Below are 23,832 nucleotides of genomic sequence, written 5' to 3' on the forward strand. Positions count from 1 at the left end.
TGTGGAGGGGTTCCCGAGTGGCCAAAGGGAGCAGACTGTAAATCTGCCGGCTCCGCCTTCGATGGTTCGAATCCGTCCCCCTCCACCATTATTCTTGAAAGCCGTTTATATCTTGTGTATGGTACGTCTTTCCGCTAGTTGAGATAACTCCTAGCACACTGAACCCTGTGGAGGGGTTCCCGAGTGGCCAAAGGGAGCAGACTGTAAATCTGCCGGCTCCGCCTTCGATGGTTCGAATCCGTCCCCCTCCACCATCATTCAAGAAAATTGCCAACGCGATTTTCGAGGTCGATAAGACCATAACAATTTGTAACACCCCGTGGAGGGGTTCCCGAGTGGCCAAAGGGAGCAGACTGTAAATCTGCCGGCTCCGCCTTCGATGGTTCGAATCCGTCCCCCTCCACCATCATTCAAGAAAATTGCCAACGCGATTTTCGAGGTCGATAAGACCATAACAATTTGCAACACCCCGTGGAGGGGTTCCCGAGTGGCCAAAGGGAGCAGACTGTAAATCTGCCGGCTCCGCCTTCGATGGTTCGAATCCGTCCCCCTCCACCATCATTCAAGAAAATTGCCAATGCGATTTTCGAGGTCGATAAGACCATAACAATTTGCAACACCCCGTGGAGGGGTTCCCGAGTGGCCAAAGGGAGCAGACTGTAAATCTGCCGGCTCCGCCTTCGATGGTTCGAATCCGTCCCCCTCCACCATCATTCAAGAAAATTGCCAATGCGATTTTCGAGGTCGATAAGACCATAACAATTTGCAACACCCCGTGGAGGGGTTCCCGAGTGGCCAAAGGGAGCAGACTGTAAATCTGCCGGCTCCGCCTTCGATGGTTCGAATCCGTCCCCCTCCACCATCATTCAAGAAAATTGCCAATGCGATTTTCGAGGTCGATAAGACCATAACAATTTGTAACACCCCGTGGAGGGGTTCCCGAGTGGCCAAAGGGAGCAGACTGTAAATCTGCCGGCTCCGCCTTCGATGGTTCGAATCCGTCCCCCTCCACCATCATTCAAAGCCAGTTGCGCAAGCAGCTGGCTTTTTCGTATCTATTACCACACGATAACCCTCATCACATCACCTCTTAGCCGCCATCGAACCTGTTTCTCTACGTTTCCAACGCGCTACAAACCCGCTCATTAAATTGAATATACACAGTCACCCACACTTACCCTAGCGCGAAATACCCACCTTCCAATCTGTTATGGTCCCGGCGAGATCCGCCTCTGTCCTCTTACAAAAACAGACGCATAAAAGAGGGTTGCGCATCGCCCTTCAGCAATAGTTATCACTTTTTAGAACACTGACGACTTTCGTCATAATAGATATTCGGCGCTATAAAAACCTCACCAACACGCACTAATATCATCAACTCAAATGCCACTAAGTGCATGTTTAAATTGAGATTAACATGCTTATTTACATTCATTTAGTGTCAATCTAAATGACAAATAAATTAACTAATCAAATGTAAGTTTGCCCAAATGCAATCGCAACGTATTCTGACTTCGAACTTGAGGTATCGCTTCAATGTTCGTTGGCTAATTTACTGTACTTTATTTATGAGCAATACACGCAATCACCTATCACTCAGGGGGAATGAACCGTCACTTTTGACAGTACCAGTTTACAATCCGACTATTGCTACCATTCTACATTGGCAATACACGGTTTTGGGAAGGAACGGTTGCAGTGAAGAATAGCAGGCAACTTAATATCCAAGTCAAAAAGTTACATGATGAACACCTCCTGCGTGTAAAGAACAAGATGATCTCTCACATGGAGAGCCGAAAAAAGTTAGCAACCCAACACGCTGACTTTAACAGAGCGACTCGTTGATCATTGGGCTCTGCCCACAACGAAGATACTTTTGGAATGAGTATCTCTCTATGTGACATCTACTGGTGATTATTGGGGAAAGGATATCCCCCCTTTTTTTGCTCCTCTCCCTTCTTTGTACCCGATGCTCTCCTCCCTCCTCTCGCAACATCTCAATGCCTTGCCGTACATTTTTTAACCTGCCTCTCTTTTTTCTCAGAATCCCTACCCATAAAGCCACGTAAATATCGACTAAAATGCAACCTTATTTTCCATTATGTGTCTGTTTTTACATGATGATAATGTTTTTTTTAGCTGGAAATAAACACTCTAAATAGACATTGCATGATTTATCAGACAAAATCCCTCACTTTTACTCATACAGTACAGTACAAGTATTAACCCCAAAGCGATAAATACCGACCAGACATACAAAATACAGAAACGACTGGTTTACCTCGCTTATGCAACATTAGCTAACACCGCCCGAACGGAGACACTTGCTTGATCGATCTTAATTCACGGTCTTCATACTGTGTGTTGGGAGAGCTCTATTGGAGCTTTACCTCCCAATCACTGTATAAAGTATCCACCGATACTCAGGCCCAAGCCGAGCTGGTTAAGCTAACCAGCAAGCAAAAAGCCTTGCTACAATGCCTGATCGATGCCTACCCAAAAGTAATCGATAAAAACGATATCATCGAAGCGATATGGGGCAGCCATGCAATTTCACCAGAAAGCCTGCCACAACTGATCAATCGGACTCGGATTGCGATAGGTGACAGCGACAAGTCTGTCATTATCAACCACCCAGGCACAGGTTACTCCATTGTCATTGATGATAACCGCCCTGAGTTAGAGGCTCGTCCAGCACTGCAGGTCTGTGCAACAGAACCTGATGCCCCTGCGCCTGCGCCTAAATGCAATGTTCAGTCTCCCAAGACCCATACCGCAGCCACCTTCACCATCGCGGCGGTACTCATTGGTATCACCCTGTTCAACGGCTACAGCCTTGCGAGTGCTATTTGGTACAAAAATGTATTCCATTCATTTTTCAATGCCGTGCCATACCAGAAGATTGAAAAGAACGACAACACCAATGAACTACGAGTAATTCTCGATGACAGAACCTGCACTTATAACAAAACTAACAAGATTCTTTTTTGTTAAACGCTACCCGCTCATTGCGATGGTCGTGATCGTTAACATCGGATTGCTCGGTAGCACTTACTTGCAAGAGAATGTATTGGTTGGCACCGTTGAAAGAAATGGGATCAGCAGTACGACCTATATCAAGCAGTTCCGCAACAGCTACCAGTTCAAAATGTCGAACAGTGATATCCACAACGACAGGATGCAAAACGATACTTGGCACTATACGTTTGAGTTCAGTCGCCTTGAACGCAACCGTTACTTGCTGGTCAACGAAGATGACGATACCCATCTGTCACGCCATCGTATTTTCGAACTGGATAATACATGCAGCTTGGTATTTCGTGGCCCGGAAAAAAACACATCCAGCAATGTGATGCTTTTCTGCCAGCAAGACTAACCTTCCGACAGTCCCACTTTCAGGGTTGATCACATGATCAGCCCTTTTCACCCCTCCCGCTATATCCAAGCAACCTCCGCTAGCCTACACTTCAACTAGGAGCATAATAAAATAGGGTACGGAGATGCCGACAAGCGCCAAGGATGACACCACAGTTAAAAAAGGGAAGATATTGATCATTGACGATCAAAAAAGTGCGGCATGTCTGCTCAAAACCCTCTTAAATCAAATTGGCTACACTGATATCAGCATGGTTCAGACGGCCCCTCAAGCCATCGCCGCCTGCCAACATTGTGCTTTCGACCTGTTGTTTGTGGACTACCATCTCTCTCCACCGCTAACCGGTTGCGAACTCATTGCCATGCTAAGGCTCAACAATGCCATCAAACCTGCCTGTGGGATTGTGATGACATCAGGCGACCATACCAGCGAGGCAATCCTCACCAGCCTCTCTATCGCCCCCGATGCCTTTATCCACAAACCGATCTCTCTTGGGGTGGTGCGGGAAAAAGTGACGGCGACGCTGCTAAGCAACCAGTACTGCCAAACGATTTACGATACTCGGCAATATAATACTGACCTTGCTATTGAACAATGCAGGGAAATGCTCTCTCAGGTAGGTAACAACCGTAAACTTGCCGGGCTGCTTCTTGACATGCTGCTAGCCGAAGAGCGCTGGGAGGAAGCGGCTAAAGAAGCAGAACAGCGACTTACCAGCACACCTCACCCACGGTTGTATCTTTATCAGGCTCGAGCCTGGTATCACCTCGGGCACAAAGAGCAAGCCATTCGGCTCCTTCAGCAGCAACTTCAGCACCATCCTCTGGCAATCGAACTCTATGACTTCCTCTCTGATTTCCTTGCCGAAAGCGGCCATGTAGACGAGGCCTTGAACATCGCCCTGAAAGCGCACCGACAAACCCCGTGTATCGCCCAACGCACGCTGCGAGTCGCCAAACTGGCCGCCGACACAAACAACCATCAACTCTTATTCGAATGCGGCCGCTCTCTGGCTGCAAATCAGCCAATCACCGATCCCGCATGGCTCGACAACTTAGCGAGATATACGGCCATCATAGAAAAAGTCTACTTTCGGCATCACTCTCCTTTTTTTTCCCGCCAGTTAATGAGCGAGCTTGAGATTATCCACCGGCGGCTTGCCTCGCGGTTACCTCCAGCCCAGCTAAATACGCTTACCAGCTTTGGTCATATCTACCAGGCGAGGCTCGGTATCAACCAGCGCCCCTTGGACGCCAAACGTCATTTATTAATTGGTTTATCCTATTTCTTCAGCCAAACCAATAAATTACCATCTGCGATTATTGCCGACGCACTACCGTTGCTGATTCATCTTGGCGAAATATCGCTATTAGGGCTCTGCCACTACGCCATCACACAACAGGCCCCAATCGGCCCGCACAGCCAGCAGCGTCTTGACGATATCCGGCAACAACCGTTACTCATCAACGCGATAAAGTCAGCCGAAAAACGGCTGTTAGAAGCCGAATCGCTAAAGCAGCCAGCACCCGCTGATGCTCTACAGGTTTACCGACAAGTACTGCGCGATTACCCCTACAGCAGCGAAGCCAACCTCGGCAAGCTCGAATGCCTCTATCTGCTAGGTGAGGACAGCGACGCCCAGCTGATTGATGGCGTAAAGTCGCTATCCCTGATGCCATTACCCCCCCAGCTTTCACAGCGACGCCAAAGCCTGTTCGACAAACTGACGGCTAGACGCACTGCGGCTGCGCAGGCAGTTACACCAGCCTGTCTCGCAAATGCGGAGAATTAAGATCCAACTCGGGCCCTAACGGCACAATCCCCGTAGGATTAATAGTGGTATGGCTAAAGTAGTAATGGCGCTTGATATGATAAAAGTCGACCGTATCTGCGATACCCGGATACTGGTAGAGCTCTTTAAGGTAACCTTTTAGGTGTGGATAGTCAGCAAGACGCTGGCGGTTGCATTTGAAGTGCCCGACATAGACGGGATCAAAACGGATCAGGGTCGTAAACAAGCGCCAGTCCGCCTCAGTCAGTCGATTACCAACAAGATAACGTGATGTGGCAAGATGGGCATCTATCTTGTCTAACGCGGCGAACAACAGGCCAAAGGCTTCTTCGTAGGCTTGCTGAGTCGTAGCAAAACCGCAACGATAGACACCGTTGTTAATTGCCGGATAAACATATTCGTTCCATCGCTCGATCTCTTCCCTTAGCTCGACAGGATAAAAGTCAACCTCATTGCCCGTCACATCATTAAATGCCGAATTGAACATTCGGATGATCTCGGCAGACTCATTGCTGACAATAGTCTGGGAGTGCTTGTCCCACAAAACCGGGACCGTAACTCGTCCGGTATAATCCGCTTTGGCTCGAGTATAAAGCTGATGAAGGAAAGACGCGCCATAAAGCGGTTCAGGGGTGTCAAACGCCCAACCTTGATTTTTCATATCTGGACTGACAACTGTCACCCCAATATGCGGTTCAAGCCCCAAAAGCTTACGGTATATCAGTGTCCGATGAGCCCAAGGGCACGCTAATGATACATATAGGTGATATCGACCTGACTCAGCAGCAAATAGATGATCGTCTCCCTTGTCTCGAGCCGACTTCACCCAATGACGGAAACCAGCATCCTCCCTGACAAATTTCCCGCCACTGTCTTTAGTGTCATACCACACATCATGCCATACTCCCTGCACCAATTTTCCCATGATCTCCCCCTTCTCATCATACGTTTCCCTTGATTATAGAAAGGAGCCCACACAAAGTCGGCGGGGGAATATTGGCAGGGATCATCGAAATTTTCGAATGACTGCGCCGAAACGTTTTCTCGCCTAGCGAATAAACTTGTTATAGATAAATAGCAGGATAAATGCCCCCAGCGTCGCCGTCACCAAACTACCAATGTTGACCCCTGTCGCAGGCCCCAAGCCGATAAACGCCCCAACCCAGCCGCCAACAAACGCCCCGCCAATACCCAACCCCATCGTCGCTATCCAGCCACCGCCATCATCACCGGGCATCAGCCATTTCGCCAGTGCCCCGGCCAGCAAACCCAGAATAATCCAAGAAAAAACACCCATTCCTCTCTCCTCATCCTATGTTGATGTTGCACCTTGAACCTTGTTCATCCAAGGTGTTCGTCTCATATTTGCTCATCGAAAAAGTCAAAGATATTGTTGAGCATAGCCCCCACAAGCAAAGCGCTCAAACTTACAAAGCCTCTGCCTCAAAACTATGCCTTAATATTTAAGTGCAACTTGTTTATTATATTATTATCTATTTACCCCCATTACTGATTAGTCTTGTCTCACCTATTTACCCACCATCAATTGTCAATCCAGTCTATTGATTACGACGATTTATAAATTAACGAAATACGCACTCACAACAGACTAAAACTGTATGTTACAGTGTGATTAGTCATTAATAATGAATTACCACCCACATGCTAAAAAAAATAAATATATCCATATTAATCGCTTTATCTTTTATGTTTGCCGTTTCCCTACTGACGTCATATCAATACCTCAACTATTGGGAAGAGAAAAGCATTCAAAGAAGTAATGATGAAGTGGTATCTGTTATATCAACTGTTTATGCAACACTTTTAGCAGAGAAGGAAAACTCTGCAAAACAGTTCTCTGATCTACTGCCTTTAAATGGCTCATCATTTAATGAAGAAAATATATTACATTTTCTCAACGCAATAAAATCCGAAGATAAGAACTTAACCCAGGTCTTCTTTGCCACAAAAGAAGGTAAGGTGTTTAGTAACGCTGCAAACGGCTGGATTGAAAATTTTAATGCCGCCGAAAAACGTCGAGAATGGTTTGTCAGCATCATAGAAGGCAATCGTAATATTAATGTCACCAAGCCTTATTACGGCACATTAGGTCTAGCCGTTACTGTTTCAGCACCGATTGTTAGGGATAATGCTGTAGTTGGTGTATTTGCATTAGACTTAGTATTAAGTGGTCTTATCCCTGACAAATTAGGCTTGGAGTACGCCATTACAAATAATGATGGATTAATTGTCGCAACCGATATTAACAATCATGAGATGTTAGAAAATAACATCTATGAACAAAGACCTGCATACAAATCTGTCGACCATACCCCCTATATCTACGAGACGCAAGATAATGAATTATTTAGCGTTTCAAAACAAAAACTTAGTGATGAGTTGATCTTATTTGCCTTTACCAACCAAACTGGCTCCGTAAAGATGATAGAAAGCCTGCTAATCGGCTTGGTACTCTTGCTGGTTACTATCGGATGTGTATTTTTATCGCTTGTCATTACGATTGTAAACCGCGAGATAAAATTAAACCTTGGCGAAGAGCCAGCATTGTTAGTTGAAAAGATTCAATCATTCTCTAATGGCAATATCCGTGATGTTAAATTTATTAATCAAGGTTTGATATCTAAGTCACTGATTAATATGCAGGATAACATATCTAAAATAATTAGCACTTCAAACCAATCCATTGAACAACTTCATATCAACCAAGAAAATATAAATGCCATTATCATTGAAAGCAAAATAAATGCAGAAAAAGAGATCCATGAGGTTGAACAAGTTGTTGCAGCAACCACGGAGCTCTCTGCCACGGCAACGGAAGTGGCCAAAAACGCAACGGATGCCGAATCAGTAACCTCATCAACATTAGATGTAGTCAGCCAAAGCACGAAGACATTACAGCACTCAGAAGAGATTTCACATAAAGTCAGTAATGCAATGTCTGAGTCTGTAATCATTGTTGGTGAACTGAGAGATTATGCTGAAAAAATCAACACTGTTATTGATGTAATTAACTCAATATCAGAACAAACTAACTTACTTGCATTGAACGCTGCAATTGAAGCCGCTCGAGCAGGTGAACAAGGCCGGGGATTTGCCGTCGTTGCTGATGAAGTAAGATCATTAGCAGGAAAAACACAGCAATCCACAATCGATATTCAAAATATTATATTGAAACTGCAAGAACAATCTCAAAGAGCGGATAGCGTGATGAGAGATAATGCCAGCCTTGTTGATGAATCAAAATTGATTTCAGAAGAGCTGATTTCCGCCTTTAATGAAATATCATCGAAAATAATCGAACTTTCAGACATTAATACATTAGTGGCTACCGCCGCAGAAGAGCAATCTTCGGTTACGTTAGATATTTCAAAAAGAATGGAGGCAATCAACATAACCGTCCTTGAAAGCTTAGCAAATGCGAATAAAGTATCAGACGGTAATAATATGACATCATCTTTGACTAATGACATCAAACAACAATTTAGATTCTTTAAAGTGTCTTGATGCATTTCTAAGCATGCTCAGTCATTTTATGGCTGAGCATCTTGAGGTAACTTGGATATAGTACGAGAATAGACCAACTATCAGCCGACTGATTTTGTCATAAAGCCAACAAAACCAAGGACCTAAAATTATAATGAAAGTCATCTCTTTTAATATCAACGGCCTTCGTGCTCGCCTCCACCAATTACAGGCACTGATTGAAAAGCACCAGCCTGATGTTATCGGACTTCAGGAGATCAAAGTCCATGACGAGGCTTTCCCGCTCGCCGATGTGGAAGCGATGGGCTATAAAGTCTATTTTCACGGCCAGAAAGCCCACTACGGCGTCGCCATGCTATGCAAACAAGAACCTCTAGAGGTTCGCAAGGGCTTCCCTACCGATGACGAAGACGCCCAGCGCCGAATGATCATGGCAACCTTCGCGCATGCAGATGGCCGCAAGACAACTATCCTCAACGGTTACTTCCCGCAAGGGGACAACATCAACCACGAGACAAAATTCCCAGCCAAGGAAAAGTTCTATGCCGATTTGATGACCTACCTCAACAGCCACCACCATAACGGCGAAGAGCTGATCGTGATGGGGGATATCAACATCAGCCCGATTGATCTAGATATCGGTATCGGCCCAGCCAATGCCAAGCGCTGGCTGAAGACCGGCAAGTGTTCTTTCCAGCCTATCGAGCGAGAATGGCTTAAGACCCTGCTTGACTGGGGGTTCGTCGATACCTTCCGCCAGCTTCACCCCGATGCCGACGACCAGTTCTCATGGTTCGACTACCGTTCCAAAGGCTTCGATGACAACCGCGGCCTACGTATCGATGTGATCCTAGCCACGCCATCACTGGCTGAACGCTGTACCGATGCAGGTATCGATTACGAGCTACGCGGTATCGAAAAACCGTCTGATCATGCCCCTATCTGGTCAACCTTCAGCTAACCCGTGCCTGCATGGCACAGGCTCATAAAAAATGAAAACGCCGGCAATGCCGGCGTTTTTGCAAAAACAGATACAGCACTAATAACCGTAAACATCATAGGCAAAATAACGAGATGCAATCTGCTGGTAAATTCCCTTTTCGCGCAATGACGCGATCGCCCGGTCGAGGTTGTTTTTCAGCTCGCTATCCTGCTTGCGCACCGCGATACCAAAACCTTCACCGAACCATTTAGGATCGGTGAGGGTCGGGCCGGTGAAAGCAAAGTCCCTCCCCCACGGCCTATTTAGCAATCCATCTTCAAGCGTGGCAGCGTCACCCAAAACCATAGCGATACGCTCGGCCTTGAGATCAAGAAATGCCTCATCAAAGCTCCCGTAGCGGGTGACAACCATCGAATCACCAAAGTTATCACTAAGGTACCGGTCATGGGTTGAAGCGCGCAACACACCAACTTTCACCCCTTTGAGCCCCTCTGGGGTGAACACAAATTTTGCATCCTTCTCGGCGACATATCGATTGGGGATTAGTGCATATTTAGATGTAAAATCAACGACTTTCTTACGCTCATCGGTAATGGACATTGCCGCAATAATGGCATCGTATTTGTGATCCAGCAGTGATGCAATAATCCCATTCCAAGGTTGGGCCACGATCTTGCACTGCACTTGCATTTCCCGACACAGGGCATAGGCCAAGTCAACATCAAACCCCCTGAGTTCACCGTTGGGCTCGGTCCAGCTAAACGGCGGATAGGCCCCCTCGATACCAAAACGTACTACCGATCTTTCCTTGGCCTGAACGCACGAGCCCCCGAAAACGAACATCATCGCAACGGCTAGCACCCATCTGTTCATAATTACTCCTTTCATTTCTCCGTCACAATATGCGGTGATCGCCGACTTACACCCCAACCGAAAAAACCCCACAACACGATATCCATAATATACCCAAGTTACTCCAAGGAGCAGGATTCAACATAGGCTCTGCGGATTCCATCCAAGGAAAATATCCAAACCTTACAAGGGGATCTAGCACCGAAGTAAGTACGCAGAAACAAACAACATGTGGTAGTTTGGATATATCTAAGATTTATATGGTTTTTCACGGCCATATAGCATTGATTACCGCCTAGACATCCGTTAGTTTAGGCCGTTAATAGTGGGCTGCAGCGATATTTTCAGGCAGGTTTATGAGTTATCGATTTTTTTTCCTCACGACCAAAAGCATATACGGTCTTTTTGCGTCGTTGCTACTGGCATTTCCAGCCCTATCAACCCCTCTGGGGGCCCCTTTTGCCAAGCCTACCGTTCTCACCATCGTCCCTGAGCACAAAGACCATATTGTCGCCAATTTCAACCCCTTCTCAAAATTCAGCATGCCGACAACTCATGAGTTTATTTTCGAACCGCTGATCATCTTCAACAGCCTGCAAAACAACAAACCGGAATATCGGTTGGCGACCAAATACCGGCTGGATTCCGATCTTCTGGGGATCAACTTCACCCTTAGAGAAGGCGTTACGTGGTCAGACGGCAAGCCCTTCACCGCCGATGACGTCCTGTTTTCCTTTTCGATCATCCAAAAGCATCCAGAGCTCGACTCCTTTGGCGTAAACCAATGGCTTGCCCATATCGAAAAGCGCAGTGCCAACGAAATATACTTCAAGCTCAAGCAGCCCAATGCGCTTATTGCCTACACGTTGGTGCTCAATCCCATCGTGCCCAAACACCAATGGAAGTCCGTTACCGATTTTTCCAGCTACCTGAACTCGACGCCTGTCGGTACGGGCCCGTTCACCGAAATACGCGAGCTCAATGAAAACGGCTACCTCCAGTGTGCGAACCCTTTCTACTGGCAAGCATCCCACCGCAACATTGACTGCCTGCGTTTCCCCAAAGTCGCCACTAACGACGACTTTATCGCCCGGATCACCAAGGGGGAGTTTGACTGGTCAGGCGGCTTCATCCCAGATATCGAACGCAACTATGCGTCGTATTCGCCCGACTTCAAGTACTGGCTGCCACCAGCAAGCAGTATCAGCCCGATGTTCAACTTCAAGGCCGCCGATCCTGAAATACAGTCACTATTTCATGCACTGGCTTTTCGCAGAGCAATCTCCATGTCTATCCAACGGGGGTTGCTGATTGATATCGCGGCCTTTGGCCAAGGCGGTCCCTCTCGCTATGCCTCCGGTATGAGCGAGCGCTTCCACTCATGGGCCGATCCTATGGTAACTGAGCGCTACCTTCCCTACATGACCTACAATCCGATGCTTGCCCAGCAGATGCTCGACAAGCTCGGGGTTATCGATACCAACGGGGATGCTTGGCGTGAACTTCCTTCAGGCAAACCACTCTCATTAACCTTGCTGACCCCAAGTGGTTGGTCGGATTTCAATACCACCGCGCTACTACTCAGCGAGATGCTCGGCAATATTGGTATTCAAGTCATTCCAAAGGAAGTCGACTTCGATCAGTTTGTTCAACGCCTGAGCAATGCCGACTACCAACTGTCATTGACCAATTACCCGCAAGGGCAAACACCATTCAAGTACTTCGACAGCGCATTCAACAGTGCATATCAGGCCCCGCAATACCCGCGCTATGCGATGCACTTCTACAAGGATCCCGACATCGACCGACTATTGGCGGAGTTCCCAATTGCCAACAGCGCCCAACAGCGATTGAACATTATCCACCAGCTCAATAAGCTAACGGCCAGCAAGCAGATCACGGTTCCGTTATACAATACGGTCCAGTTCTATCAGTACAATACGCAACGCTTCGAGGGGTGGTATAGCAAAGACAACCCCGTGGCCTGCCCGCTCGCCTGGCCGCAGACCCCTGAGCGCCTGCTTCACGTTCTCTCCTTGCGCCCCAAGGCATAAAACAAAAAACGGGCCTCAGCCCGTTTTTTTCACTCTGTTTTTTTACTCTGATGGGTATTCGGTTTTACTCGATGCACTGCAGCACTCATCACGAAGAAAACCGATCACTGCATCAAGTACCTCATACTGAGGAACGCAATACAGCACCCGCCCGTCGCGCTGCTGGCAAATCAGCCCTGCCGATACCAATCCAGAAATATGGTGGGATAGCGTCGACCCCGGAATTGCCAGCTCCTCTTGTAATCTGCCCACCGGCAAACCATCGTACCCCGCCTTGACCAAGTGCTTATAAACCGCCAGTCTGGTCGGGTGGCCCAACTCTTTTAGCGCCTTCGCTACGTCTTCCAATTCCATATCTACGACTCTCAATACCTTGATATCTCAACACCCAACAATATTTCGATATTAGCAGAAACAAAAAAGCGGGGACACAGCCCCGCTCTGATATCAACAAACAACCAATCAAACCATCGCCGCACCGACAAACAGCAACACGACGGTCACTGCCAGTACCATACCGACAAATGGCATTACCCACTTCAGGAATCGCTCGTATGGGATCTTGGCCAGGGCCAGACCCGCAACCAGATGCCCGGCCGTCGGTGCGAACAAGTTAATCCAACCGCTGGCAGACTGGTAAGCTGTGATGATCAAATCACGGCCAATGCCAGAAAAGTCCGCCAATGGGGCCATCAACGGCATAGACACTGTCGCTAACCCTGAGGTAGATGGAATGAAAAAGCTCAGGACGATATGGACGAAATAGGTCACGACCACAAACACCCCAGAAGACAGGCCTGTTACAACGCCTTCTGCCCAGTTGAGGATGGTGTCAATAATCACCCCGTTGTCCATCACCACGTAAATACCGCGCGCAACGGCAACCACGAGGGCGACGCCAATCAAATCCTTGGCACCTTCGATGAATGTCTTGATGAACTCGCCTTCTGGCATACGGTTGATAACAGCAATCAAAATCGCCGCAGCCAAGAACAACGTTGACAGCTCATCAAACCACCACCACATGGTCGGGATCGCCGTGATTCCCATATCAGCCCACGGAATAACACCGTAGATCATGATAAGGAAAGCCGTGAAGAAGATCCCCATCGTCCATTTTTGCTTGGTGGTGAACTCACCGGTGTCCTCGCTGACATGTGAGAACTCGTCGTTGAACTCTATATCAGCCAGCACGGAATTGGATTTATCAGCCTTGACCTTGGCGGCATAGCGCATCACGAACCACGATGCCAATACAATCAGAATGGCCAGCTGAATCACCCGAAGCACGATCCCGTCACCAATCGGCAATCCGGCAAAACCCGATGCGATCCCTGTGGCAAACGGGTTCACGGTTGATGCCAATACACCGACCCCAGAGCCAAGCAGGATAATCCCGGCCGCGACCATACGGTCATAACCAGCAACCGCCATCACTGGCAGGATCACCGCCCAAAACGCCACGGTTTCCTCGGCCATCCCGTACGTCGATCCACCCAGCGCGAACAAGGTGATCAAGACAGGGATCATCAACTGCTCACGACCGTGGAACTTACGAACGATAGCCGCCACCCCGGAGTCCATCGCCCCGGTACGCATGGTTACGGCAAGGAAGCCACCGATCACCAATACGAACAACGCAACATCCACCGCCTTGTGGAAGCCCTTGATCGGTGCCATCAAGACATCAATCACCCCCTGCGGCGAAGACTCCAACTCATGGTAGCTGCCGGGAACCGGCAACAAACGCTCATCCCCGTTATAGTCCAGTACCTCGGCAGCCGGGATCACCTGCTGGGTACCATTGATGACATAATCGTACTTACCCGCGGGCAGCACCCAAGTCATCAGGGCAACGAGAGCAATAATGGAAAAAAGGATGGTATATACCGTGGGCATCTTGAACGAACGTTTCATTTTGCCGGCCTCAGACGTGGTTGTCATAGCTCAACTCCCTGCAATTGATATATCGCGTTAGCATACACATTCATTGCCCTGAGCATATCGTCAATGATTAGGTACTCATTGGGCATGTGTTCCACTTTGTCGCGACCGGGGAACACCGCCCCGAACGCCACACAATTGGGTATCGCGCGGGCATAGGTCGCACCGCCAGAAGTCATCGGCTGGCTCTCGCAATCGCCAGTGACCTCCTGATAGGCAGCCATCAATGTCTGGATCAACGGGCTTTCGGCCGGTACGTACAAGGATGGCAACACATCGAACTCTTCATAGCGCAGCGCGTACTGTTCAGCCACGGCATAGATATCATTATCGAAATCTTCCTTGGCGAAGGTCACTGGTACCCGGATATCGATACCGATCTTGCTGGTCGCACTGTTGATCTCAAGCTGAGCCACATTGAAGGTCAGCCGGCCACTCACATCCTCAACCGGACCGAAAATCTCCTTGGCATTGGCATCCTCGCCGACCTGCTCGGCAATAAAACGCACCGCCGGATGAGTTACCCCGATATCACGCAACGCCATACACAAACGGGCAATCGCATTAACCCCTTTGGTATCGGACGAGGCCGAGTGGGCCGCCTTGCCAAACACCGTGACCTCTGCATCCTCGGCGGTGAAATCAAACCCAAGCTCATCCAGCTTCGCCGCCAGTTCTTCCCATAACGGGCCGACATACCGGGCAAGCTCAGGAACCGCATTGAGCGCCCCGCCACACGATAGCTCGACAGCGGCATCGCCCGTGCCATGAAGCCATGATTGGATCAGCATCTTCTCGGCATAAATCAGCGGAAAAACAGAATCAGGGGTAAAACCGCAGCTTGGAGCCTCTTCTTTTTCCAAATAGCGGCCGATACAGCGCCAAAGGGTTTCTTCATCGGTACCAAAAATAAAACGGACGCGCTTGTTTAGCACAATACCGCTATCAAGCAGAGCCTTGACAGCAAACATCGCGGCCAGTGTCGGCCCCTTGTCGTCCTGAGTTCCACGCCCGTATAGTCGACCATCACGAATTTCAGGGCTGAACGGCGGGCTCTGCCAAGCGGATTCTTCTCCCACTGGCACCACATCCAAGTGGCCGAGAATACCAATCATCTGCTCGCCACTACCGATTTCGGCATAGCCATAATACCCGTCAGGATCTTTGTAAGTTGCAAACCCCAGCTCGTCACACAGTTTCAGTGTTTCAGTCAGGCAGTCATCAATAGGCTGGCCAAATGGTTTTCCGCTGTCATCGTCCTGATAGACACTTGGCATAGCGACTAAACGCGTCACCGCTGCAATATAATCATCACGTAGTGCGTCAATCGTAGATGCTATCGTAGCTTTCATCGTATCCCTCTTTAACCTCCATTTTAGCCTGCCCATTTATCTCAATACCGACTAAAAGGATGTGAATTAATAATTATCCAGAATATATAATTAGTTGGAACTCATCCGACCAACTTATGATGCTACAGAGTAACCCGTTTAACTGTGATGACTTTCACTCACTGCCAGAATCAGATGGGATGACGGTCATAAAAACAACAAATTAGGCCATAAGCACACCATCCATACAAACAATTCCTAATAAGAATCAAAAGGATGACTAAAAACGATAGGAAAATGCCAATAACTGTCACTTCTAACAATGACAAAAAATGTCATTTCTTATGTCAGTTTCTTTTACCCCATGACTAGTCATCACGTTTTTTTGTTTCTATAATCCGCCGCCATAATTTACTACTACTTTCACAGACTTAATTGTCAGTTTTGTCTTTTTTTTATATTTCATCGGGATTTACTATAAACACACATGAATCACGCGATTAAAAATATTCCGCTTAATATCCTACTTTCCCTCTCTTCAGGGTTTGCCATTCTTTGTTTTACGGCAGTACTTCTGATTAACCAGAACCTCCTCGCAGGTGTAAAAGAAAACACCAATGACGTGAACGATTACATCCAGTTCAACCGTCACATGCGTGCCCTTCAGGAAATTGTCGACAATAGCCGGATGAAAACCATCTACGGTTTGGGTTTTGACAGCCACCTCGATGCAATGGTGGACACCAACCGCAGCAACCTCACCAAGCTGCAAGCACGCTATAATCAGGTAATGGCGCTAAACAGCAGTGCCCTTTCCCCAGAAAACAAACAGAAGTTGACCCGCTTTTTCAATAACTACACCCGTTACGTCAATATCTCTGTCGAACTACGAGAAAAGCGCCATAAGATGACGGCAATCTATGACGCAACCAGCTGGCTAACCACAGATATAAACACGGTTCACAAAGCCATTGTCGACAACCACAATGATGCCGACGTCGCCCTATGGGGACGCGAACTGGCACAACTGTCAGACACTGCCGCCCTGATGCTCTACCACCTTGCCGTTGGCGTGAAGGGCCAGAACCCGGCCGAGACCCAGCAAACCATGACACTGACCCTGTCGCTGCTCGATCAAATGAGCCGCTTCAGTCAATGGCCGGAGACCCAATTGCTGGTCAAAAACGGGAACGAGTGGAAGCGCCAAGTGGGTGAGATCATCGAGCTACAGAGCCAAATCAACAATATGGCGAGTGAGATGACTAAAATTGGTGGGGAAAACACAGCAATCATCAATGATCTGCTAGCCAATTCGATCCGTACCACCGAAACCCTGGGCGGGCAGACATCCTCACTGCTTTCAACTGTCACAACCAGCCAATTAACGGCGACTGCAATTGCCGCCATTCTGGCACTCGGCATCAGCGTCCTGATGGCCGGGGCAATTAGCCGCATGATGACAACCCTGTCCGAGACCACCCGCAATCTGGCCGAAGGCAAGCTCGACAGCCTGTCAGGGATCGATGGCAGCAACGAGCTCGGTAAGCTGGGCCATAATCTGGATGATGCCATTGGCAAGCTCGCCAATATAATCCGCACCCTACGCGGGGTCAGCGACGAAGTAGCCGCGTCATCCACCGAACTGGCGGCGGTAATGACCCAAAGCGAAGTCAATGGCCAAGAACAGCAGCAGCAAGTCATGCAGATTGCCACCGCCGTCAATGAGCTAGCCGCGACTGCCGCGCAAGTCGACAGCCATGCCCGCACAGCGGACGAACAAGCCCGCGAGGCATATAACCTAGGACAAGAGAGCAGCGACATTGCCCAGCAGGCGCGCCAGCTGACCGATGAGCTGGAAACCCAACTCAGCGAAACGGCTTGTCAGGTCCTCGACCTCAACGAGCAAAGCATCAAGATCAGCGAAGTGATCACGGTGATCGACAGCATTTCCGAGCAAACCAACCTGCTGGCGCTCAATGCCGCGATTGAAGCAGCACGAGCTGGAGAAAGCGGACGAGGCTTTGCCGTCGTTGCCGACGAAGTTCGTGTACTGGCAGCCAAGACCCAGACTTCGACTCAGCAAATCCAGACAATTATCGAGCAATTGCAACAGAAGTCGTCGGCAGTGGTCGATGCGGTCAACGGCAGCTTGGAGAAAGTCAGCCACAATAGCGAAATCGCCGAAAAAACGGACCTCCAGCTGGCGACGATCAGCCAGACCTTGGCTCACATCAGCCAAGTCAATGCCGAGGTCACCCAGGCAGTAAATGGTCAAAATCAGGCTATTTCCGATATCACTATGAATATCAACGGTATCAACGACATCATTTCCCAAAATGTCGCCGGGATAAGCCAAACGGCCGAAGCCAGCAACCACCTATCTCAACAGGCGGAAAACCAGAACAATCAATTGGCGGTATTCCAGCTCCCTCGATAGCCCCTTCATGCTGCCGCAGATCACACTGCGGCAGCCAACTTATCTGATAGGGCGAAGCTTGGGATTATTTCGTGTGACAGGTATACTTCGCGCCACTCAACACTCTCTACGAGACCTATAATGAAAACCTATATTCCGGGTAAAGACGCCGCGCTTGAAGAGTCTATCGAGCGTTTTCAAAACAAACTCAAAGACCTTGGCTTCAATATCGAAGAAGCTTCTTGGCTAAACCCTGTTCCAAACGTCTGGTCAGTACACATCCGCGACGCTGACGCGCCGATGAACTTCACCAACGGCAAGGGCGCAACCAAAAAGGCTGCTCTTGCCTCTGCGCTGGGCGAATATTTCGAGCGCCTATCAACCAATTACTTCTACGCCGATTACTATCTGGGCGAAGCGATTGCCGACAGCGAGTTCGTTCATTATCCAAACGAAAAATGGTTCCCGCTCGAGCTTGAAGACAACCTGCCGCCAGAAGGCATTCTAGACGAGCGCCTGAGCCAGTACTACGACCCGACCATGGAGCTACTGGGCACCGATCTGGTTGACCTACAGTCAAGCAATATGGAACGCGGTGTGTGCTGCCTGCCGTTCGAGCGCCAGAGCGATAAGGAAACCGTCTACATCCCAATGAACATCATTGGCAACCTGTATGTATCTAACGGTATGTCCGCCGGCAACACCAAGACCGAAGCACGTACCCAAGGCTTATCGGAAGTCTTCGAGCGCAAGATCAAAAACCGAATCATTGCCGAGAGCATTAGCCTGCCGGAAATTCCTGCCAGCGTGATCGAGCGCTTCCCGGGGATCAAGGCCTCCATCGACGCCCTCGAAGCCGAAGGCTTCCCGATCTACAGCTACGATGCCTCTCTGGGTGGCAAGTATCCGGTGATCTGCGTGGTACTGTTCAACCCGAGCAACAACACCACCTTTGCGTCATTCGGCGCTCACCCTCGTTTCGAAGTCGCCTTCGAACGTACCGTGACCGAGCTGCTTCAGGGCCGAGGCCTTAAGGATCTTGATGTTTTCCCTGAGCCATCGTTCGACAACGAAGAGGTCAGCGACCACCACAACCTTGAAACCCATTTCATTGATTCATCAGGCCTGGTTTCTTGGGATCTGTTCAAAGCAGACGCCGACTACGAATTCGTCGACTGGAACTTCAGCGGCACCTCAGAGGAAGAGTTCACCCACCTGATGGCCCTTCTGCATGCCGAAGGCACCGATGCCTACATCGCCGACTACGATCACCTTGGCGTAGACTGCTGCCGAATCATCGTTCCGGGCTGGTCAGAAATTTACCCTGTCGAAGAACTGATCGAAGCCAACAACAATACCGCAATGGAACTGCGCGAGACCCTGCTGGCACTACCTGCTGTCGAGTGGGACGCCGAGCAATACGCCGAGATGTACCAAATTCTTGAAGAAGAAGGTTTCGACGACTTCAACCGCCTGTACGAGATCATTGGCTTAGTACCGCAGGCCGGCGACGCATGGCAGACCCTGCGTATCGGTGAGCTGAAATGCCTGCTGGCACTAGCGGGCGGAGATCTTGAACTAGCACTAGAACATGCCAGCTGGTGCGTGGACTATAACGTCTCGACTTACAGCGCTGAGCGTGCCTGCTTCTTCCGTTGTCTGGTAACCAGCCTGAAGCTGGCACTGGACGAAGAGCGCGATCCAGCCCAGTACAAATCCGCATTCGAGCGCCTATTTGGTGCTGACACCGTCGCTGCGGCTTGGGGATCTATCGAGGGCACCGTTCGCTTCTACGGCCTGACCGCCGGTGATCTGAGCATGGCGCAATTCCCGGCTCATCAGAAACTGCTGGCGTCGTACCACAAACTGCAAAAGGCAAAAATGCGCCACGCCTGCTAAGGCGAAACGTCAATCTGCCTTCCTGCCTAAAACCAGCAGGAACAAAAAATGGTGCCACGAAGGTGCGCACCATTCTTTATCATTGTGTAAATTAAATACATCCGACCACCTCTCCCACCACCAAATCAACATTTAACTAACAAATAAATCTCAGCCATCATGACTATTTTCTCAGCTGCTGAAAGAATAAAACTGACAAATTTTCACTATCTCATTGAATTTGAAAAAATAACCATAAAGTGTAAATTTCACCTTACGAGATGAAATTAAATTACATTAAAAAAAATTTAGCGTTTATCAAAAAAATTATATTCAATAAAATCATAAACTTGCATTTGTGTGACTTATAACAAATGGTCTAAAGTTGTTATATAATTTCACCGCAATGATCTAAATCAAGTTTTTGGCTGGCTTCATTTGCTATTATTCCGACAGCTGAAATTTAAACTTTTTAAGAGCAAACCTGTGAAGACTGAAAACAACCCGTTTGACGCTCTCATGCCACCAGCGATGGCGCACAAAGCCGAAGAAGTTGGTGTCTATAAAGCAACGAAGAACCCCCTACAATCCTTCTTCCTTGCTATCACTGCTGGCGTATTTATTTCAATCGCCTTTGTGTTCTATACGACAGTCACCACCGGTGCTGGCGACATGCCATGGGGCATGGCCAAATTCGTCGGCGGTATGGCTTTCAGTCTAGGCCTTATTCTTGTTGTTATCTGCGGCGGTGAGCTTTTCACTTCATCAGTACTAACAACGGTTGCTCGTGCAAGTGGTCGTATTACGACACCTCAACTTTTGCGCAACTGGGTTGTCGTTTACTGCGGTAACTTTGTTGGCGCCACCTTCTTTGTCGCTTGCATTTGGATTGCCCAACAGCACATGGGTGCTAACGGTCAATGGGGCATCAACGCTATGAAAATTGCCCAGCACAAACTTCATCACAATTTCGCCCAGGCGGTCGTATTGGGTACGCTTTGTAACCTAATGGTGTGTCTGGCGACATGGATGACATTCTCATGTCGTTCTGCAACTGATAAAGTTATGGTAATGCTGCTGCCTGTTGCTATGTTTGTAGCTAGCGGTTTTGAGCACAGCATTGCAAATATGTTTATGATTCCGATGGGCATCGTTATCCACTCCTTCGCAACACCAGAGTTCTGGGCGATGACGGGTGTTGATCCATCGCAATTTGCTGATTTAACGGTAAGTCATTTCGTACTTAACAACCTGATCCCAGTGACTATTGGTAATATCCTTGGCGGTGGCTTCCTGGTTGGTATGACTTATTGGATTATCCATCGCCGTCCGGAACTTAAAGGCCAAGGCCACCACTAAGTTTACGACGTCGATAACACAATTATTTTTCTACTGACATAGAGATAGGTAGGTATACAATGGCAGAGCAATTTGCTAAAGCATGGGAAGGTTTCGCCGCTGGCGACTGGCAGAACGAAGTAAACGTTCGCGACTTCATTCAGAAGAACTACACTCCTTACGAGGGTGACGGTACTTTCCTAGAAAAAGAAGCAACTCCTGCTACAGCTAAACTTTGGGAAGCTGTAATGGAAGGTATCAAACAGGAAAACGCGACTCACGCTCCTGTTGATTTCGATACTGACGTTGTATCTACAATCACTGCTCACGATGCTGGTTACATCAACAAAGATCTTGAGACTATCGTAGGCCTTCAAACTGACGCTCCTCTTAAGCGTGCTTTGATCCCTAACGGTGGTATCCGTATGATCGAGGGTTCTTGCAAAGTTTACGGCCGTGAACTAGACCCTACAATCAAGAAAATCTACTCTGAATTCCGTAAGACGCACAACCAGGGCGTATTCGATATCTACACTCCAGATATCCTAGCTTGCCGTAAGTCTGGCGTACTGACTGGTCTTCCAGATGCTTACGGCCGTGGCCGTATCATCGGTGACTACCGTCGTGTTGCTCTATACGGTATCGACTACTTGATGAAAGACAAATTCGCACAATTCACTTCGCTACAAGAGCGTTTTGAGAAGGGCGAAGATCTTCAAATGACCATGCAGCTTCGTGAAGAAATTTGCGAGCAACACCGTGCACTAGGTCAAATCAAGCAAATGGCTGCGAAATACGGTTGCGATATCTCTAACCCAGCGACTAACGCACAAGAAGCTATCCAGTGGACTTACTTCGGCTACCTAGCTGCTGTTAAGTCTCAGAACGGTGCTGCAATGTCTCTAGGCCGTACTTCTACGTTCCTAGACGTGTTCATCGAGCGTGATATTGCAAACGGCGTTATCACTGAAGCTCAAGCACAGGAAATGATCGACCACTTCGTAATGAAACTACGTATGGTTCGTTTCCTACGTACTCCTGAGTACGATGAGCTGTTCTCTGGCGACCCAATCTGGGCAACAGAGTCAATGGGTGGTATGGGTCTTGACGGCCGTACGCTAGTTACTCGTACTAACTTCCGTTTCCTAAACAGCCTATACACTATGGGTCCTTCTCCAGAGCCGAACATCACTGTTCTATGGTCTGAGCAGCTACCTGAAGGCTTCAAGAAGTTCTGTGCGAAGGTATCTATCGATACGTCTTCAATCCAGTACGAAAACGACGACCTAATGCGTCCAGACATGAACTCTGACGACTACGCGATCGCATGTTGTGTATCTCCAATGGTTGTTGGTAAGCAAATGCAGTTCTTCGGCGCACGTGCTAACCTTGCGAAAACTATGCTTTACGCAATCAACGGCGGTGTGGACGAGAAGCTGAAGATGCAGGTTGGTCCTAAGACTGCTCCAATCGAATCTGAGTACCTAGACTACGCAGACGTTATGGATCGCCTAGACCACTTCATGGATTGGCTAGCAACTCAGTACGTGACCGCACTGAACGCTATCCACTACTCTCACGACAAGTACAGCTACGAAGCATCGCTAATGGCTCTACATGACCGTGACGTTAAGCGTACTATGGCATGTGGTATCGCAGGTCTGTCTGTTGCAGCTGACTCACTATCTGCAATCAAGTTCGCTAAAGTTAAGCCAGTTCGTGACGAAGACGGCATCGCGATCGATTTCGAAATCGAAGGCGACTACCCTAAATTTGGTAACAACGATGCTCGCGTAGATGACATCGCTTGTGACCTAGTTGAGCGCTTCATGAACAAGATCCGTACTCACAAGATGTACCGTGATGCGATCCCAACTCAGTCTATCCTAACTATCACTTCAAACGTGGTATACGGTAAGAAGACTGGTAACACGCCTGACGGTCGTCGCGCAGGTGCTCCATTCGCACCAGGTGCTAACCCAATGCACGGCCGTGACGAAAAAGGCGCTGTAGCTTCACTGACTTCTGTTGGTAAACTACCGTTTGCACACGCTAAAGATGGTATCTCTTACACCTTCTCTATCGTACCAAACGCACTAGGTAAAGATCTTGATACTCAAGAAACTAACCTAGCGGGTCTAATGGATGGCTACTTCCACCACGAAGCAGGCATCGAAGGCGGCCAGCACCTGAACGTTAACGTTCTGAACCGCGAAACACTGGAAGATGCAGTTAAGCACCCAGAGAAGTACCCACAGCTAACTATCCGTGTATCGGGCTACGCTGTGCGTTTCAACTCTCTGACTCCAGAGCAGCAGCGCGACGTTATCTCTCGTACTTTCACTGCTTCTCTATAATCTAGAGTCCTCAGTGAAACTGCCCTGCTGGCAGTAAATGATACTAA

The 23,832-nt window shown here is 48.6% G+C and carries 16 protein-coding genes and 7 tRNA genes; 17 read left to right on the forward strand and 6 right to left on the reverse strand.

The window, feature by feature from the left end:
• The first annotated feature begins 3 nt into the window (after positions 1-3).
• From ACSF8X_RS13825 to ACSF8X_RS13870, 10 genes are all read left to right on the forward strand, one after another.
• Positions 4-88: transfer RNA gene (locus ACSF8X_RS13825), tRNA-Tyr, on the forward strand.
• 81 nt (positions 89-169) lie between these two features.
• Positions 170-254 (forward strand) — tRNA-Tyr (locus tag ACSF8X_RS13830).
• 67 nt (positions 255-321) lie between these two features.
• Positions 322-406, forward strand: a tRNA-Tyr gene (locus tag ACSF8X_RS13835).
• A gap of 67 nt (positions 407-473) precedes the next feature.
• Positions 474-558 (forward strand) — tRNA-Tyr (locus ACSF8X_RS13840).
• A 67-nt stretch (positions 559-625) separates the two neighbouring features.
• A tRNA-Tyr gene (locus tag ACSF8X_RS13845) sits at positions 626-710 on the forward strand.
• Between the two features lie 67 nt (positions 711-777).
• Positions 778-862: transfer RNA gene (locus tag ACSF8X_RS13850), tRNA-Tyr, on the forward strand.
• A 67-nt stretch (positions 863-929) separates the two neighbouring features.
• Positions 930-1,014, forward strand: a tRNA-Tyr gene (locus ACSF8X_RS13855).
• Between the two features lie 1,314 nt (positions 1,015-2,328).
• Positions 2,329-2,994 (forward strand): winged helix-turn-helix domain-containing protein, encoded by a 666-nt coding sequence (locus ACSF8X_RS13860; RefSeq protein WP_500850244.1) that lies wholly within the window; start codon positions 2,329-2,331, stop codon positions 2,992-2,994.
• Positions 2,995-3,019: 25 nt separating this feature from the next.
• Complete coding sequence (locus ACSF8X_RS13865) at positions 3,020-3,376, forward strand: hypothetical protein (RefSeq protein WP_157037768.1); 357 nt, start codon at positions 3,020-3,022, stop codon at positions 3,374-3,376.
• A 124-nt stretch (positions 3,377-3,500) separates the two neighbouring features.
• Positions 3,501-5,168 carry a response regulator gene (locus ACSF8X_RS13870; RefSeq protein WP_500850245.1) on the forward strand — a complete coding sequence of 556 codons (1,668 nt, stop codon included), beginning with the start codon at positions 3,501-3,503 and terminating at the stop codon, positions 5,166-5,168.
• On the opposite strand, the gene ACSF8X_RS13875 is transcribed toward ACSF8X_RS13870, so the two are convergent.
• Both ACSF8X_RS13875 and ACSF8X_RS13880 read right to left on the reverse strand, forming a co-directional pair.
• Positions 5,134-6,093, reverse strand: a complete 960-nt coding sequence (locus ACSF8X_RS13875; protein ID WP_500850246.1) for a glutathione S-transferase family protein — start codon at positions 6,091-6,093, stop codon at positions 5,134-5,136. The genes ACSF8X_RS13870 and ACSF8X_RS13875 overlap by 35 nt on opposite strands.
• 123 nt (positions 6,094-6,216) lie before the next feature.
• Positions 6,217-6,465 (reverse strand): GlsB/YeaQ/YmgE family stress response membrane protein, encoded by a 249-nt coding sequence (locus ACSF8X_RS13880; protein ID WP_047877427.1) that lies wholly within the window; start codon positions 6,463-6,465, stop codon positions 6,217-6,219.
• A gap of 365 nt (positions 6,466-6,830) precedes the next feature.
• Between ACSF8X_RS13880 and ACSF8X_RS13885 the strand changes: the two genes are divergently transcribed.
• Positions 6,831-8,693, forward strand: a complete 1,863-nt coding sequence (locus ACSF8X_RS13885) for a methyl-accepting chemotaxis protein (protein ID WP_500850247.1) — start codon at positions 6,831-6,833, stop codon at positions 8,691-8,693.
• A gap of 133 nt (positions 8,694-8,826) precedes the next feature.
• A complete protein-coding gene (xthA, locus tag ACSF8X_RS13890) occupies positions 8,827-9,633 on the forward strand; it encodes an exodeoxyribonuclease III (protein ID WP_500850248.1) in 807 nt (268 codons plus the stop codon).
• 78 nt (positions 9,634-9,711) lie between these two features.
• Here the strand turns inward: xthA and ACSF8X_RS13895 are convergent, their stop codons facing one another.
• On the reverse strand, positions 9,712-10,488 hold the full coding sequence (locus tag ACSF8X_RS13895) for an ABC transporter substrate-binding protein (RefSeq protein WP_500850249.1): 777 nt from the start codon (positions 10,486-10,488) through the stop codon (positions 9,712-9,714).
• A gap of 335 nt (positions 10,489-10,823) precedes the next feature.
• Between ACSF8X_RS13895 and ACSF8X_RS13900 the strand changes: the two genes are divergently transcribed.
• Entirely contained in the window at positions 10,824-12,521 is a 1,698-nt protein-coding gene (locus ACSF8X_RS13900) for an ABC transporter substrate-binding protein (protein ID WP_500850250.1), read from the forward strand.
• A 42-nt stretch (positions 12,522-12,563) separates the two neighbouring features.
• Here ACSF8X_RS13900 and ACSF8X_RS13905 read toward each other — a convergent pair whose 3' ends face one another.
• From ACSF8X_RS13905 to ACSF8X_RS13915, 3 genes are all read right to left on the reverse strand, one after another.
• Positions 12,564-12,875, reverse strand: a complete 312-nt coding sequence (locus ACSF8X_RS13905) for an ArsR/SmtB family transcription factor (protein ID WP_047877431.1) — start codon at positions 12,873-12,875, stop codon at positions 12,564-12,566.
• A gap of 108 nt (positions 12,876-12,983) precedes the next feature.
• Positions 12,984-14,465, reverse strand: coding sequence for a YfcC family protein (locus ACSF8X_RS13910; protein ID WP_047877432.1), 1,482 nt, complete (start codon positions 14,463-14,465; stop codon positions 12,984-12,986).
• A complete protein-coding gene (locus tag ACSF8X_RS13915) occupies positions 14,462-15,817 on the reverse strand; it encodes a M20 family metallopeptidase (protein WP_500850251.1) in 1,356 nt (451 codons plus the stop codon). Before ACSF8X_RS13915 ends, ACSF8X_RS13910 begins: the two co-directional genes overlap by 4 nt.
• 466 nt (positions 15,818-16,283) lie before the next feature.
• Here ACSF8X_RS13915 and ACSF8X_RS13920 point away from each other — a divergent pair, with 466 nt between their 5' ends.
• From ACSF8X_RS13920 to pflB, 4 genes are all read left to right on the forward strand, one after another.
• Entirely contained in the window at positions 16,284-18,233 is a 1,950-nt protein-coding gene (locus ACSF8X_RS13920; RefSeq protein ID WP_053062370.1) for a methyl-accepting chemotaxis protein, read from the forward strand.
• 120 nt (positions 18,234-18,353) lie between these two features.
• Complete coding sequence (gene ycaO, locus ACSF8X_RS13925; RefSeq protein ID WP_500850252.1) at positions 18,354-20,111, forward strand: 30S ribosomal protein S12 methylthiotransferase accessory factor YcaO; 1,758 nt, start codon at positions 18,354-18,356, stop codon at positions 20,109-20,111.
• Positions 20,112-20,576: 465 nt separating this feature from the next.
• Positions 20,577-21,449 (forward strand): formate transporter FocA, encoded by an 873-nt coding sequence (gene focA / locus ACSF8X_RS13930; RefSeq protein ID WP_047877435.1) that lies wholly within the window; start codon positions 20,577-20,579, stop codon positions 21,447-21,449.
• A 59-nt stretch (positions 21,450-21,508) separates the two neighbouring features.
• Positions 21,509-23,785: a formate C-acetyltransferase gene (gene pflB / locus ACSF8X_RS13935; protein ID WP_047877436.1), complete on the forward strand. Its 2,277-nt coding sequence runs from the start codon at positions 21,509-21,511 to the stop codon at positions 23,783-23,785.
• The last annotated feature ends 47 nt before the right edge of the window (positions 23,786-23,832 follow it).

Source organism: Photobacterium panuliri (assembly GCF_059920555.1).

What these genes read in the sequence shown, in the direction of transcription:
- ACSF8X_RS13870 (WP_500850245.1), top strand. Translation starts at nt 3,501, where the DNA reads ATGCCGACAAGCGCCAAGGATGACACCACAGTTAAAAAAGGGAAGATA.
- ACSF8X_RS13875 (WP_500850246.1), bottom strand. Translation starts at nt 6,093, where the DNA reads ATGGGAAAATTGGTGCAGGGAGTATGGCATGATGTGTGGTATGACACT.
- ACSF8X_RS13880 (WP_047877427.1), bottom strand. Translation starts at nt 6,465, where the DNA reads ATGGGTGTTTTTTCTTGGATTATTCTGGGTTTGCTGGCCGGGGCACTG.
- ACSF8X_RS13885 (WP_500850247.1), top strand. Translation starts at nt 6,831, where the DNA reads ATGCTAAAAAAAATAAATATATCCATATTAATCGCTTTATCTTTTATG.
- xthA (WP_500850248.1), top strand. Translation starts at nt 8,827, where the DNA reads ATGAAAGTCATCTCTTTTAATATCAACGGCCTTCGTGCTCGCCTCCAC.
- ACSF8X_RS13895 (WP_500850249.1), bottom strand. Translation starts at nt 10,488, where the DNA reads ATGAACAGATGGGTGCTAGCCGTTGCGATGATGTTCGTTTTCGGGGGC.
- ACSF8X_RS13900 (WP_500850250.1), top strand. Translation starts at nt 10,824, where the DNA reads ATGAGTTATCGATTTTTTTTCCTCACGACCAAAAGCATATACGGTCTT.
- ACSF8X_RS13905 (WP_047877431.1), bottom strand. Translation starts at nt 12,875, where the DNA reads ATGGAATTGGAAGACGTAGCGAAGGCGCTAAAAGAGTTGGGCCACCCG.
- ACSF8X_RS13910 (WP_047877432.1), bottom strand. Translation starts at nt 14,465, where the DNA reads ATGACAACCACGTCTGAGGCCGGCAAAATGAAACGTTCGTTCAAGATG.
- ACSF8X_RS13915 (WP_500850251.1), bottom strand. Translation starts at nt 15,817, where the DNA reads ATGAAAGCTACGATAGCATCTACGATTGACGCACTACGTGATGATTAT.
- ACSF8X_RS13920 (WP_053062370.1), top strand. Translation starts at nt 16,284, where the DNA reads ATGAATCACGCGATTAAAAATATTCCGCTTAATATCCTACTTTCCCTC.
- ycaO (WP_500850252.1), top strand. Translation starts at nt 18,354, where the DNA reads ATGAAAACCTATATTCCGGGTAAAGACGCCGCGCTTGAAGAGTCTATC.
- pflB (WP_047877436.1), top strand. Translation starts at nt 21,509, where the DNA reads ATGGCAGAGCAATTTGCTAAAGCATGGGAAGGTTTCGCCGCTGGCGAC.